Raw genomic sequence first — 13,881 nt, 5'->3', positions numbered from 1 at the left:
TACAACAACTTCAGGTCCGCCATTGTTCCTAGCGGCGAAGTGATAGTCGCCTATGAGTATTGTGGCGGGATTAAGCAGTATCATCTTATTCCTCCTGCTCCTCGAATTGCCCTGAATTATAGCATCCTGAGGATGGAAAATAAACAGGAAGAAAGGTATGATAGATAGCAACTGCACACGAAGGGAGCATCCGGGAGAGATGAAGGACAGCTTGAAGCATATCTTATTTGATCTGGACGGCACACTGACTGACCCCAAGGAAGGCATTACCAAAAGTGTAGAGTATGCGCTTAACCAATTCAGCTTAGAGGTGGAGCATCCTGATCTGCTGATTCCGTACATAGGCCCGCCGCTATATGATTCTTTTATCGAAATTCAGGGCTTCACGGCGGAGGCGGCGGCACAGGCTGTGGAGTTCTACCGGGAGCGTTACCGGACGCTGGGGATGTTCGAGAACCATGTGATTCCAGGCATTCCAGCGCTGTTGGAGAGCTTGAGGGCCAAAGGGTTCGAGCTGTATGTGGCAACCTCAAAGCCTATTGTATTCGCTGAGCAGATTCTCCGGCATTATGAGCTGGACGGGTTCTTCAAGTATGCGGCAGGCAGTAACCTGGATGGCACACGCTCGAAGAAGCGCGAGGTGATTCAGCATGTACTGGACGAGAATAATCTTCTTGCTTCGCAGTCGCTGATGATCGGGGACCGGGAGCATGACATTATTGGTGCAAAAGCCTGCGGCGTAGCCTCAGTGGGCGTGTTGTTCGGCTATGGTTCTGAGGAGGAATTATCGGCGGCCGGAGCCGATTATATTGCACCTTCAGTACGTAGTGTGGAGGATATTATCCTGCGGATACAGAGGAATGAGCTGAACGGATAAGGCCCGCAAGCTAAAGGATTAGGGGAGTTAAAGTTTAAGAATTAAGCGGTCAAGCGTGAAGCGGATTTTAAGTTTTTTTCTGCGCGGTATTGACTTCTGGCGAAGACCGTGCGTATTATGTAACCAGCAACACCATAACCAAGGCAATGACCAGAGACAGGATATCCCGTGAGGACTGACCAGAGAGAGAAGTGCAAGGTGAGAGCTTCTTACAGTGACCAGCCGGATGTTACCCCTCTATAGCCGTGACACTGAACCCTCCTGCTGTTAGCGAGGCTGTAAATGTCACCGCCCCATCCCCGTTAACGGATGCCATGAGGATTGTACTGATTACATTTCCGCCGAACAGCCGGGGGTTAAGTGACGTATAGTCGAATTAGGGTGGAACCACGAGCTTAAGACGCACTCGTCCCTTTCCGGGATGAGATGCGTTTTTTTGTGTTCACATATACTAATATATACTGAAGAAATGGAGGCCATAATCATGGAGATTCAAGTGCAGCTGCCGGATGGAGCAAATAGGAGGTATTCGCGTAACACCACAATTGCGCAGATTGCGGAGTCGATTAGCGTAAGTCTAAGGAAGAATGCAGTAGCCGGCAAAATCGATGGCAGACTCGTTGACCTTGATTGTCCGGTTGAAGGGGACAGCCTCGTGGAGATTGTGTCAGAGGGCAGCAGCGACGGGCTGATGATTCACAGACACAGCACTGCCCATGTGATGGCCCAGGCAATCAAACGGATCTATGGAGAACGGAACGTGAAGCTGGGAATTGGTCCGGTGATTGAGGACGGCTTCTATTACGATATAGATATTGCCCAGCCTCTGTCCAGCGAGGATCTTGCTGCGATTGAGCGGGAGATGGGGAAGATCATCAAGGAGAACCTGCCGATCCGGCGCCGGGTGGTCAGCCGGGCGGAAGCGGTGCAGTTCTTTGAACAGCTGGAAGAGCCGCTGAAGCTGGAGCTGCTCCGGGATCTGCCGGAGGACGCGGTCATCAGCCTGTATGAGCAAGGCGAATTCACGGACCTGTGCCGGGGGCCGCATCTGCCCTCCACTGGCCGGATTAAGGCGTTCAAGCTGCTTAGTGTAGCGGGTGCCTACTGGCGCGGGGATGCTGACAATCAGGTGCTTCAGCGGATATACGGCACAGCTCTCCTGAGCACAGCGCTACTTGAGGAGCATCTGCACCTGCTGGAGGAAGCGAAGAAACGGGATCACCGGAAGCTGGGCAAGGAGCTAGGCTTGTTCATGTTCTCCGAGGAAGCGCCGGGCATGCCGTTCTACCTGGCCAAAGGGATGCTGATCCGCACAGCGCTGGAGGATTTCTCCCGCAAGCTGCAGCGTGCCGACGGGTACGAAGAGGTCCGCTCGCCGCTGATGATGAACCGCCGTCTGTGGGAGCAATCCGGACATTGGGATCATTACAAGGACGAGATGTATTTCACGAAGGTGGATGAGACAGATTTTGCGCTGAAGCCGATGAACTGTCCGGGACACATGCTGATCTACAAGAACAGCCTCCGTTCTTACCGGGATCTGCCGATCCGCATTGCAGAATACGGCCAGGTTCACCGCCATGAATCCTCCGGCGCGCTGAACGGGATGATGCGGGTCCGTACTTTTTGCCAGGATGATGCCCATTTGTTCGTGCTGCCGGAGCAGATTGAATCCGAGATCTCGCGGGTGCTGGAACTGATCGACCAGTTCTATTCCATCTTCGGATTCGAATACAAGGTGGAGCTATCCACACGCCCGGAGGATTATATGGGGTCCGAAGAGCTCTGGGATCAGGCGGAGGAGTCGCTTACGCGGGTGCTGAAGAAGAATGGAATCGAATACCGGGTGAATGCGGGAGATGGCGCTTTTTACGGACCGAAGATCGATTTCCATGTCCTCGATGCCCTGAAACGCAGCTGGCAATGCGGTACAATTCAACTGGATTTCCAGATGCCCGAGAAGTTCGACCTGACTTACATTGGCGAAGATAACAACAAGCATCGTCCGGTTGTCATCCATCGTGCGGTGTTCGGCTCCATTGACAGGTTCATGGGTATTCTAACAGAGCACTATAGCGGAGCGTTTCCGCTGTGGCTGTCTCCGGTGCAGGTCAAAGTGCTGCCAGTCTCTGTGGTTCATGACGAGTATGCCGAGCGGGTCAGAAGACAGTTTGCTACAGCCGGACTGCGGGTAGAAGTAGATTCCCGGAATGAGAAGCTGGGCTACAGGATTCGTGAAGCTCAGCTGGAGAAAATCCCTTATATGCTGGTGCTGGGAGATCAGGAGCAGAATGATGGAACAATCTCGGTAAGAAGCCGTGCGGATAAGACATTATTCACACTGAGCGCCCAGGAGTTCATTCAGCAACTGACTGCTAAGATTGACGGATGGGAATAAATCGCTTCATATATAATAGATAGAGGGGCAAAAGCAATCCCCCCTTAAATCACATCTTTTCCATGCGGGGGTGTTCTTTAGGGGCGTTTGGCTTAGCGCAACGGACTGAGGTGCTCTTATGCGTGAAGAAAGTCGTCACTTGGGCGATTAACGGACCGCATGGCCCTTATCCCCTGCCATTCAGCTCCAAAACGTCTCCCAGAAAGAGGATTAGTTCGCCTGAGTCCGTTACACTGCAAAAGGGGTTGTTATTGTGGGAATACGGTCTCTTCGGTCCGTTAGATTTTTTATACTCAACTAGGGGGAAATCAATTGAAAGCAATAAAAACAGGCCAGCTTGCAGGCAACGTAATCCGGCTGTTACCCCTGACGGCGGAGCATAAACCTGAGCTTACCAAGGTGCTGCACAATCCGCTGATCTGGGAGTACACCTGGAGACGGATCAGCTCAGAGGAAGAGGCAGGACAACTGGCGGATGCGGCTCTGGCGAATCAGGCAGCAGGCAAGGATATGCCCTATGTAATGGTGGAGCAGGCATCCGGCCGGATCGTAGGGACTACGCGGTTAATGCATCTGGACCTTACGCATCGTAATGCAGAGATCGGCTGCACCTGGATCTCCCCGGATTACTGGAGAACTGCAGTGAATACGGAGTCGAAGCTGCTTCTGCTGCAATATGCCTTCGAGGTGCTGGGGCTGATCCGGGTAGACTTCTCCATTGTCAGTCACAATCTGCGCTCGCAGCAGGCCATCGAGCGGATTGGAGCGGTACGGGAGGGTGTCCTGCGCAAGCACCGGATCACCGCTGACGGTACTGTTATGGACAATGTGCTGTACAGTATTATCGATGAGGAATGGCCTGCGGTGAAGCAGAATCTGCTATATCTAGTGAATGAGAAATACAATTAGCGGTTGGCTATGGTGTGGTATGAAGTAGTGATTAACATAGAGGTGTCCCTGCGCGGGCGCCTCTATTTATTTTGCAAATAGCCATATCTATGAAACATTGATATAATAGAATGACATAAGAATAGAAACATACATTCCCATTTCCCTTCACCCTGTGGTGCGGATTTGGGTTTATGTTATGTTGTGAGGGTGATGGGATGAAAGAGCGTATTAAGCAAGTGTTGGAAGGGAAGTTCAGAAATTCTCACACAGCCAGAAGCATAATCAAGCTTAAGAAGCTTGAAGAAGCAGTTACGAAATCTTTTGCTTATAATACGTTACTACTTAGGTCACTTCAAAACAGGGTTACCAGAAAAGGCAAGAGATAGCGAGGCAAGGACAGGGAGTTGTTGTTTAATGTAGGTGGAGACGACGCTCCGTAAGCGGGCAAACCATTGCGCCGCGGCTTCTGTACGAAACGAACCGGAGACTTTTTGCTTGACCTTGACCATTCGGAGATCACGTTCGGCTTGGTTGTTATCAAAGGGAATTTCGGGACACCAAAGAAACTTGAGAATCGCTTCTTTGTACACCAAAAAGCGTTCTCCCAAGTTGCCGGCCCTGCTCTTAATGGCCCGTCCTTTTTTACACGTTTTGGCCCGTACCCAGTCTTTCGACCATTCACCTTCGCCCGTTTGGAGAATCGCGTCGTACCGTTTGCAAAACGATTGAATGACCTCCGTCTCCAAAGGAACCCCTGCTTGACGGGAACGCAGCGCCTGGGTCCAGCCCTCCGTCAGCAGATCCTTCATCTGCTTCGCCCACTCATGTCCGTCATGCTCGGCGATCCCGATGCATTCCCGGAGCAAATGGGCATTACACAAGGCATGGGAATAGCTATGATTCTCATTAAAATATCCTTTCATGCAGTCATGGACGACGGTCCCTGTATAAGTAGGTAAAAAACCGATGTCCTTCATCGCAGGCGCTCCCCGTTTGGCGTGCAGCTGGAGCAAGGTATACGTTTCGTCGGACATGACATGCATCCACTGAGTCCGTCCGCCGACCCGGCACCCGGTTTCATCCGCATGGACTTTGACTTTCTGATGCAACTGGGTACGGATATGCTCTTCGATGGGAGCGAACCGGTCATGGGCGGTCTCTAAAAAGGAAAGCAAGGTACCTTCGCTGGGCCGATACGTGGTCCAGTCCTCGAAGAGCTGAGCCATCCGCTGAAGCGGAAGAAAGTGAAAGGCATGCAAATACACCGTCCACGCCGCCATCCGGGGGCCATATTGGGCCGGAGCAGTGATGTGGGACGGGAAGGCTGCACGCTGGACTTTTTGGCAGCAAGCGCAATAGCGCTGCTCGGCACGAAACTCGGTGGTCCAGATGCGGGACACGGGAAGGTCGAATTCTTGACGCCGTTCTTCCCCCACACAAGGGGCATCTGCGAGCGAGCCTAAACAGTCCGGGCAGGTGGTTAATTCGCAGACCACGACTTCATCCGGATTGTCGATAACATGGAGCGTCGTCCCCGGATGGCCTTTCGGTGCGCCTTTGGGACCGCCAGGAGTCCGCAGATTGGGAGGCTTGCGAAGCCCGTCACTGGATGGAGGTTTGCTGCTGTTATGACTCTTCTGCTGGAGTTGCCGTTCCAACTCATGCACGCGTTTTTTCAGCGTTTGAATCTCTTTCGCCTGTGCGTCAACGATTTGTTGAAGGCGCTGATTCTGTTCGAGGAGCATCTGGATGAAGCCTGCAATTTCAGGATCCCCTTTACTGATCTGAAGGACTTGCTGTGGGCTAACATCCATACCTCATTCACCTCCCGGGTTTTGTCTTTTTTTCTTTCGACAAGGGAGAGTAAAACTCCTTTTCGGAACGTGGAACATGGCAGATATTTTTTCATGGATACCTAAGTAGTAACTATAATACTGACTATTATCAAGAAGGAGGAGTCTCAGCGTTTGTTAGAGGAATTGAAGGACTGATAACAGAGGGATATTTGACCCCTATTATAAAGAAGACAAAGTATAGCTCTACCCATCTGGAAGAAGCCTATTGGCTGACTGTACCTGCTTCATCTCAGGCTAGATGGAGCGAGACGGCCATGATGCGGGTTATCGGCGCGAAAGGTCTGAATCTGGATTACTACAGGAATCATCCTGAATTCCAGACGGCGGACACGTGGAAGTACATAGAACGGATATACGAATTTTTGCGAACAGCAGAGGACAGGGAGACGATTACCCGGGAGGAGCGCTCGCTGGAGCTTTTTGATCAGGAGAAATATCTGGCAGGACCGGAGGGCAAGCAATTTCTGTCCAGGCTGGGCATGAACCTAGAGCTGCTCCGAGCCGAGATTGTACGTGAAGATTTCGAGGCACACCTGGTGCCGGATAGACCTATACTTTGTATCCTTATTTCAGAGAACCATTCCTTCTATCAGTCTGCCAAAAGATTAATGGTGAAAGGTACGGCAGTATGCGGCTTGCAGCCGGACATGTTGATCTACGGGGAAGGCTGGAAGATTATCAGCAGTCTGTCTTATCTGGAGGAACGTGGGATAGACCTGCTTGAAGCAAAGCTATTCTATGTGGGGGATATGGACAAGAAGGGCTGGGAGATCTACGGCAATCTGAAGCTCAGCTATCCAGAGCTGAATATGAAGCTGGCAATGCCAGTGTATCGTTCCATGCTCAGCAGCGCCACGCGTTCGTACGATTATGCGAAAGAACAAACGGATTGTCCTCCGGCTTATCTGGAGCGGGTGCGTCAGGAGTTCTCTGCTATTCCCGAACTGCTGCTGTGTATGAATTCCCTGCTTACGGAGAACAAGAGAATTCCGCAGGAAGTCTTAAATTACGAAGTGATGGCGAGGTTGGCAAGAGCATGAACTGGAATGATTTCGGAGAACGGAACAAGCGGCTGAATCCCTTATGGAGTCTGGGCGCAGGCATGAATCTGGGTGAGCTGCAGCCATATAAGGAAATGATTGCGCTTAGTGTGCTGCTGCAGGTCTATTATCTGGAGCTGGAATCGAATGAACAGCGGGCGAGGGAGGATCTGGTGGATCTGGCCTGGAGCTCGCTGGAGCGCTTCGGCATAGCCAAGTCGGGCAGCCCGGAATCGGTCGAACGTTTGGTAGACGGACTGCTGTGGAGCGGCAGCGGCGGGGATTTCGAGGCCCATTATTACGATGACCACACCCGCCAGATCGGGGTCCAGAAATACAAATATTTCACTGTGGACGAGGATGCTACGCGTATCAGCTGGGAAGAGAACGGGACGACCATCTACCGGCTCTCTGAGTATGCGATGGAGCTGATCTTCATGAGCCATGAGATTATCGATGAGTTCCAGGTCAGCATCAAGCTGCTGGAGATTCAGATGCATATCAAGCATGGACGGGTTACCCGGGCGATGCAGGATGTGAATGAGCTGATCTCCCGCGTGCGCAAAATGACCCAACAGCAGCAGGAGTACCGTAATGCGTTGCGCCGTAATCCGAAGCATATCTTCAGCGAATATGGCACCCAGCGGCATGAGCGGCTGGAGGAAATCCACCAGCAATTTGACGAGGAACGAAAGCATTTCGATAATATCCACCGCTCACTGGCCCGGCTGGTCAATGATGAGAAGGATGTCATTGATTTCAATGAGCTTCGTCAGCTCTCCGAGCGGGTGGAGCTGTCCCGGCGGGTGCATGACGAGCTGGCTGAGGTCGTGTTGAGCATCTTCGAAGCAGAGACGAATCTGCGGCTGAACTTCCCGGAATTATTCTGGGGAGCAGCAGGCTTCAACTTCCGCACTCATGTGTGGGAAGAATGGGTGAAGCCGGAAGGACTACGGGATGGGGATAGCCTGGAGACGCTGATCAGCGGGCTTTTCTCGCCAAGCCAGGATTTCATCTATCCGCTGGCCTGGGCCTGGGAAGAGCAGGAAGTCGGCTTCCTGCCGGAGGATACGCCGGATGCACCGGAGGAAGCTGGAGAGGACGAGGATTACCATTATCTTCCTAGAGGTATTCCCTGGACCGAGGTATGTGAGCTGTGGCTGCCGGTTATAGCCGGAGTGGCTGCGCAAGGCAGCTTCACCTTCACTGCGGAGGTGTTCACGGAGCAGGAGCAGCGGCGCTGGGCGGATTGCCCGGATGCCGTGGATTTGTGGGTGCAATTTTTCCATACCGTAATTACTGTCGAGGAGCAGGAAGCGGAAGGCCATGGCGTCGCGGACGAGTGCCAGAAGCTGCTTCAGCGGCTGATGCTGGACCACCCGGAGCTTGCGGTGCTGCGCGGCGCAAGGCTGCGGACCACCATCTCTGCACAGCAGCAGGGCAGTATCCGCTTCCCCGGCCTTGAGATCAGCCCTTATACCATTATTATAGTAGAGAAGTGAGATGATTCGGATATGAGTTATTCCTTAGAGCAAGTTCAGCAGGCTTCCCGGCTGTTCTTCGACCTGCTTCGGCGCAAGGTGATTCCGCTGGATGATCCCGCTGCCGCCGAATGTCTGCAGGATACCGCCGCTTATGATGCCCTGCAATATGTAGCCAAAGAAGCCGGCTGCCGGATTATGAATTCAGGTCACCGCCTGCACCTGCTCGTGAGTCCGATCGGCTCCGGGTTCGCCAGCAACTTTACGCAGCTGCGTAATAAGTATTCACGGATTGAGCGCAAGACGCATCTACATATCATTAACGTTATTATCCTCGTCTTCCTGGCGGAGATAGATCAGGATGAGCAGCACTTCAAGCCGGGACAGGACAGCATGTCCTATATTCAGTTGTCGGATCAGGTATCCGAGCTGTTCCAGGCGTGGATTGGCATGGATGAAGACGGCAGCTTCAGCAAGCAGTGGCGGCTGGATATCCAGGCCATGCACAGAGTATGGACCAGCCTCTATATGCAGACCCGCAGCCAGGAGGAGGGCGATTCGCTGTCCCGTGGCGCAGGCTCACGGATTGGCCTCATCCACGAAGGAATGAAGCTACTGGAGGAGGAGCATCTGGTGTTCATTTCCGAGAATGAGAAGCGGATTTTCCCAAGGGAAGAGCTGTACGAACGGATGCGTTATCTCTACCACGATGTGGACCGGTACAAAGAGCTGAAGGCTCTGGTTGGCCGGACACTCAGCGAACAGGAGGGGGAAGCCCATGCCGCGTATTGAGCGAATCCGCATCGCCGGACTGAAATACGAGAAGATGCTGAAGAAATATGAGGATATGATCCTCGATCTGTGTAATGAAGAAGGCCCGGCGAATACCCTGATTACTCTGATGAACGGCGGGGGGAAGGGCGTGCTGCTGCAGTCGATTTTCCAATTGCTGATGCCGAAGACGGCCTGGGGCAAGAATAATGAGAACCAAGTCGAAGCTTTTTTTCATAATCACAAAAAACAGTTGAAGCCCTACACCTTCCACGTAGCCATCGAATGGCGGCTTGACGATAAGGAGCGGGTGGAGTATATCACCACCGGGATCGCGATGACGGCCCAGCATTCTATGGACCAGCTTGAAATCAAAGTCGATTATATACTGTACGCGCTGCTGAAATATGAGGAGACGGCTGAGCTTACACTCTCCACCCTGCCCTTATATGATCATGAGCTAAACAGCCCCGCCAGCTTCGAAGCCATTCAGCAGTTTGTCCGGGAGCGGCGTAATGAGATCACCGTCTATGGTAGCCACAGTTCTGATCAGAAGAAATACTATGCCTACCTGGCTGACCATGATATCCATTTCGATGAATGGCGCAATATGCGCAGAATCAACGGGGAAGAGGGCGGCATCAAAGGCTATTTCCAGAAAAATGACGCCTTCACCAATCATAATCTCTTCGAGCGGTTGATTATCCCGGAGATTGGTTCCAGTCTGGGAGGGAGCCAGCGCGAGGATGAAGGCTCGCTTCAGCGGATGTTCGTGGATACCGCTACGGTTGCGCAGCGGTTGCCGATACTGGAGCAGAGGGAGCGGGCTTTTGCCGAATTCACTTCCCTTGCAACTCCTCTATATGAAGCAGTGAAACTCGGAATGGAGGCGGACCTCAGCTTCCGGGAGACCGAGCGACTAGGCGCGCAGCTCTATACTGTTATTCATGATGAACTGAAGCAGGCGGAAGACAAGCGCCGCAAAGTGGCGGATGAACAGGCCGGACATTATCTGGAAGCGAAGACGCTCAGATTCGAGAGCGATAATCTGAAGTACCTGCGGCTGAAGGAAGAGCATGACGGCAAACAGGAACACTTCAGAGCAGTCTCGGACAATCAGGCACGGGCCAAGCAGCGTCTGGAAGAATCGAAGCAGAGAGAGAAGTCGCTGGAGGTCGCCCATTATCTGGCCCGGCGCAAGCTGCAGCTCCGTCAGATGGAGCAGTGGCAGAAGGAGATTGAAGCCATCGAAGGGTCGCTTGCAATGAAGGAGCGCCAAGAGGTGATTCAGGGCGCCAAGCAGGAGCTGCGGGTACAGTGGAAGCAGGTATACCGGCTATGGCAGACGAAGAGTCTCTTCTACAGCGGGCAGCAGCAGTCACATACAGCGGAAGAGCAGATTCTGCGCAAGGGCAGGGAGGAATTGCTGCTGGAGCTTGGCAGGCTGGACGGGAAGCTGCAGGAATTAACAGCCATGATCCGTCAGTATACAGAGGATCTGGGTGTGTTCGCTTCCCGACACGGGCAGGAAGCTGCCCACTCTCCGGGAGCCGCCCTTCAGCGTGCGCTGCTTGCAGCCAGAGGGCTGACTGAGCGGATTGAGACCTTGAACGAACAGCGCAAGACCGCTGAGGACCAGAAGCTGCTCCTGCATACGCAGCATACCCGGCTGTCCGAGAAGCTGCTTGGGGCCGAGGCCCAGGCAGAGGAGCTAACCGGGCGAATCGAAGCCCAGATGAACAAGGAGTCCCAGCTCTGGTCACAGCTCGTAGTGCTGCTGGAGATGTACGAGGAGCATCAGCTCTTAGGCGCGACAGCTCTATTCGAAGCGAAGCCTCTAATCCAGGAGCGGTTCATCCGCAGGCTGGAGGATACCGAGCAGCAGACGAAGCGGCTGCGGCGGGATTATTATCAGCAACTGCTGGATGTTGAGCTGCAGCAGGAAGCCTACTGGCTGCCTAACCATGATATTGTAACGGTGAAGGATAGCCTGGATGCTCTCAAGATAAGTTCCATGACGGGTACTATGTATCTGAACGATCAGCCTTATCTGGTCCGGGAGGAGGAGCTGGAACGCCATCCGCTGCTTCCTTACGGCCTGATTGTCACGAAGCGCGAAGCGGCTAAGCTCCAGCCGGAGCTGCTTAAGGAGCTTCTGCTTAAGGCTCCGGTTCCAATCTTTGTGCGCGAGGAGATGGCGGAGGGCGGTACAGACGCCTTTCTGCTGCTGGCGCATCAAGGGCCGCAAATGGTCTTGCAGCCGGATCATTTCCAGGAGTGGAAGCGGGGGATGGCCTCCAGACTCCGTGAGCAGGAGGAGGAGCTTCAGGCAGAGGAAGCGTATCTTGCCAAGCTGAGATCCGCCCGGCAGGAATATGAACGTCTGCATCAGGGCGAACATACTTCAACTCTGCGGAGCAGACAGAAGAGTGCGGAGACCCTGCTGCAGGAGCTTCACAGCCAGCTGAATGAAATGAAAGCAGAACAGGCACGCTATGAGGAGGTTCTGGATGGAATTACCAGAGACCTGTCAGCCTGCGAAGCGGATAAGTCCGGGCAGGAGGCCCGGGCGGCGGCGCTGCGGGAGTGGAGTGAGCGGAGCCAGACGCACGAGCGCAACTGTACAGACAAGCACAAGTCTGTTGAACAGAAGAATAATCTCAACAAAGAGATTGCAGTGAAGGACCAGCAGCTCGCCCGGCTGAAGGCGGAGATGGACAGCCTCGCCTTACAGCGCGAGAAATGGATCGGGGATGCCCGTTATTCCGTATTCCCACGGCTGCAGAACTGGTTCCCGGACATAGAGTTCCCCGGTGAATCTGCGGGTGCTAAGGTTCAGGGTGCTGATGCTGAGGCGGATGTTAAGGCAGAGGAAGCTGCTGCCGATGAAGTGCTAAATGAGACGGTACAGGACAAGCTGCTGCAGCTGCTCAGTACGGCCGAGAGTCTTCAGCAGTCACTAAGCCAGAATGAGCTGGAGATCCGCACAAGAACAGCCCAGATCAAGGCAGCCAGAGAACAGCTGGCTGAGCTGGAAGCTGCTGTGCAGCAGGTAGATGCCGGATGGCCTTCTGCCCCTGAGCCGCAGGAGTCACCGGATATGCTTCAGTCTGCCAGAGTCCGTCAGAAGAGCGACACGATGATTCTGGACGAGGACTATCAACAACTCCGTGACTCCTTCATCCGCTGCCAGACCGAGCTTGACAGCCTGCGCAAGGAGCTGGACAAGTCTGAGAAGGCGATCAAGGAGAAGCATGAGCGGGCGGTAGAGCTGTGGCATGAGCCGCTGGAACAGAAGGAGGAAGAGATCAGTCTGCGGGTCCGGGAGAATGAGCATCTGCTGAATACCTGTAAGCAGGCACTGGCTTCCATGGATCAATGGCTGCTCATTCTCGGCAATCAGAGCAGGATCATGGATACCCATGTCGAGAACCGTGTACCGCTCCGGGACGTGCCGGAAGAATTGCAGCTGAGTGTGCGGGAGGGCTGCGAGACGCTGGTGGAGGATTGGCTGCAGCGCAGCAAGACCAGCCGCAGCCAGCGGGCAGAGATCTCCCGCAAGGTGAAGGAAGAGAAGACTGAGCTAAGCGGTAAGGTGGCCAAGTCCGGCTGGAACGCGGAGCTTGAGACCAAAATTCAGGAACGCCTGAACAATGTTCACTGGGATGATTTCGCTATCGCCTTGCAGGTACTGGATTCCATGCTTCAGAGCTCGCGTGATCAGATTGAGAGCATCCGCAGCGACAAGGAAGAGATGGAGCTGTCCCGCAAGGTATGGGTAGGCCGCGCCTGCTTGCGTGTCGTTCAGATTGTAGATATCCTTAAACGTATGGAACGCCGGATGATCATTCATAATGAGAACGGACATGCGTTCCCGCTGGTTAAGCTGAATTACAAGAATATTAACGTTCCGCGGACAGCAGATGACATCGAACCATTGGTCAGAGAGTATTTCAACCACTGTATTAGCAGCCTGCTGGAGCGGTTCCCGAAGATGGAGCAGGTTCCGGCTCCGGCCGTCAGAGAGCTGATCAGCGACGGTCGGCTGGTCTATGCGGCACTACAGAACCGGTTCCCGGTGTTGCAGGTGTATAAGCCGGTGACGGAGAATTACTTCCTGTATGCCGCTCCCGAAGACTATCATTATTCCGATTGGGAGGTCATCAACCGCGGCGCGCTGGATGAGGCGGTAGGCAGCGGCGGACAGCGCCAGTCTGTTCAGCTGCTGGTGGCGATGATGATTATGACCCACAAGCGAGTTAACCGGGAAAACAAAGGCTGGACGGTCTTCCTGTATGATAACCCGTTCGGAGAGATGGTCTCGAATAACGTGCTTGATCCGGTCTTCGAGATCTCGAAGGCGCTGAAGTTCCAGTGGCTGATCGTCACGCCGCCGGAGCTGGTCAAGAATGATGTCAGCATCCGCTTCGGCGTGTACTGGCAGCTGTATTTTGGCGGAGATAAAGGGGATGCCCTGGATTCGACCCTGATCAAAGGCGGGCGTAAGCTGATCCCTGCTTCATTATTCTAGAAATAGAAGCATCACTTGGTAACCCTACAAATCATA

Annotated in this window: 8 protein-coding genes; 7 read left to right on the top strand and 1 reads right to left on the bottom strand. The window is 53.6% G+C overall.

The features are described 5' to 3' along the window. The first annotated feature begins 157 nt into the window (after nt 1-157). From MKX42_RS18390 to MKX42_RS18380, 3 genes are all read left to right on the top strand, one after another. Nucleotides 158-877, top strand: a complete 720-nt coding sequence (locus MKX42_RS18390; protein ID WP_340753770.1) for an HAD family hydrolase — start codon at nt 158-160, stop codon at nt 875-877. 484 nt (nt 878-1,361) lie between these two features. Then, nucleotides 1,362-3,275: a threonine--tRNA ligase gene (gene thrS / locus MKX42_RS18385; RefSeq protein ID WP_340753769.1), complete on the top strand. Its 1,914-nt coding sequence runs from the start codon at nt 1,362-1,364 to the stop codon at nt 3,273-3,275. 312 nt (nt 3,276-3,587) lie between these two features. Then, nucleotides 3,588-4,184 carry a GNAT family N-acetyltransferase gene (locus MKX42_RS18380; protein WP_340753768.1) on the top strand — a complete coding sequence of 199 codons (597 nt, stop codon included), beginning with the start codon at nt 3,588-3,590 and terminating at the stop codon, nt 4,182-4,184. A gap of 329 nt (nt 4,185-4,513) precedes the next feature. Here the strand turns inward: MKX42_RS18380 and tnpC are convergent, their stop codons facing one another. Continuing rightward, nucleotides 4,514-5,980, bottom strand: a complete 1,467-nt coding sequence (gene tnpC, locus MKX42_RS18375; protein ID WP_340753767.1) for an IS66 family transposase — start codon at nt 5,978-5,980, stop codon at nt 4,514-4,516. A gap of 191 nt (nt 5,981-6,171) precedes the next feature. Between tnpC and MKX42_RS18370 the strand changes: the two genes are divergently transcribed. From MKX42_RS18370 to MKX42_RS18355, 4 genes are read left to right on the top strand one after another with little or no spacing between them, the layout of a single operon-like run. Further along, nucleotides 6,172-7,062: a hypothetical protein gene (locus tag MKX42_RS18370; RefSeq protein WP_340753766.1), complete on the top strand. Its 891-nt coding sequence runs from the start codon at nt 6,172-6,174 to the stop codon at nt 7,060-7,062. Further along, nucleotides 7,059-8,564 carry a hypothetical protein gene (locus MKX42_RS18365; protein WP_340753765.1) on the top strand — a complete coding sequence of 502 codons (1,506 nt, stop codon included), beginning with the start codon at nt 7,059-7,061 and terminating at the stop codon, nt 8,562-8,564. The genes MKX42_RS18370 and MKX42_RS18365 overlap by 4 nt, the downstream gene beginning before the upstream one ends. A 12-nt stretch (nt 8,565-8,576) precedes the next feature. Beyond that, entirely contained in the window at nt 8,577-9,335 is a 759-nt protein-coding gene (locus MKX42_RS18360; protein ID WP_340753764.1) for a DUF6063 family protein, read from the top strand. Beyond that, a complete protein-coding gene (locus MKX42_RS18355; protein WP_340753763.1) occupies nt 9,322-13,845 on the top strand; it encodes a hypothetical protein in 4,524 nt (1,507 codons plus the stop codon). Before MKX42_RS18360 ends, MKX42_RS18355 begins: the two co-directional genes overlap by 14 nt. The last annotated feature ends 36 nt before the right edge of the window (nt 13,846-13,881 follow it).

It is taken from the genome of Paenibacillus sp. FSL R7-0204 (genome assembly GCF_038002225.1).
Classification (GTDB): Bacteria; Bacillota; Bacilli; order Paenibacillales; family Paenibacillaceae; genus Paenibacillus_AQ.
Note: the sequence above shows the minus strand (reverse complement) of the source record. Positions and strands in the feature narration are given on the sequence as shown.